General features: G+C 60.1%; 1 pseudogene. It reads right to left on the bottom strand.

The window, feature by feature from the left end:
- Positions 1-888, bottom strand: a pseudogene (locus AVHM3334_RS23690) (IS701 family transposase); the annotation flags it as partial.
- Between the last annotated feature and the right edge of the window lie 66 nt (positions 889-954).

The raw sequence follows: 954 nt of genomic DNA, 5'->3' as shown, positions 1-954 counted from the left end.
TGCCGCCGACTGATTTGTCAGCGATGAGTCGTTCAGCCATCAGGAACCCGTATGCCGCGATGCTGAGACTGGCATGGTGGTGGAATCCTCCCCAGCCACGCCCCTCGTAGTGCCCCAGTCCAAAGTCTTGCTTCAGATCCTGGTAATCGCGCTCAATGCGCCATCGCTGGTAGGCAGCGCTGACCAGATCGTGGAGCGAGGTGGTCTCGGGCAGCGTGGACAAGATGTATTTGACCGGCTCGGCTTGGGTCTGCTGGCCACTCGATGAGCAGCCATTGCAGCGGACGCAGGCGTGCCCTGCCAGCGTTGCCCCCGGCATGGCGCACGCGTACGGCGGCGAACCTCCCGCTCAGTGGTGCGTTGGTGCCTTCACGCCAAGTGATCGTCTCAAACACATGTTGCGGCAACGACAGAGCCAGCGCTTTGACGCTCACTGGGCAAGTACAACTGCCACGCCACAGGCAGGCTGCCTTGTTCACACGCCAGTGACACGCTCACCGCTACTTGGCAGTTATCCTGTTTGCCCAGCATCCCGCAGTATTGGCGCGTCACCCCAACCGAATGCACGCCCTTCTTTGAGAACCCCGTGTCGTCGATGATCCACCAGCCGCCTCGGCTGAAGTCCATGTTCGGCACGACCCATTGGCAGACTCGGCGCAGCACCTCTGCATCGCACCATTGGGCCTTTGCCACGAAGTGATGCAGCGCCTGATGTTTGGCGCTGGCACGAAGCGGGTCCACCCGAGCCGCCATGGGCTCCACGCTCTTGCGCGATAGCGGCAGCATCGAACCTGTGCAGTAACCCTTCAGCCCCGCATGACGATCCGCATGCCCAAGCACCCGCGACAGGTGATCCATGTACTGGTCAAAGCGATCACTTGCATCCATGGCTCCTCATCCACAAAGTGATGACGTGCTCATAATGCCTTGATTTTTATGACACAGTAAGATTAG

The organism is Acidovorax sp. SUPP3334 (assembly GCF_030159055.1).
Classification (GTDB): Bacteria; Pseudomonadota; Gammaproteobacteria; order Burkholderiales; family Burkholderiaceae_C; genus Paracidovorax.
This window is presented reverse-complemented; position numbering and strand designations above follow the sequence as displayed.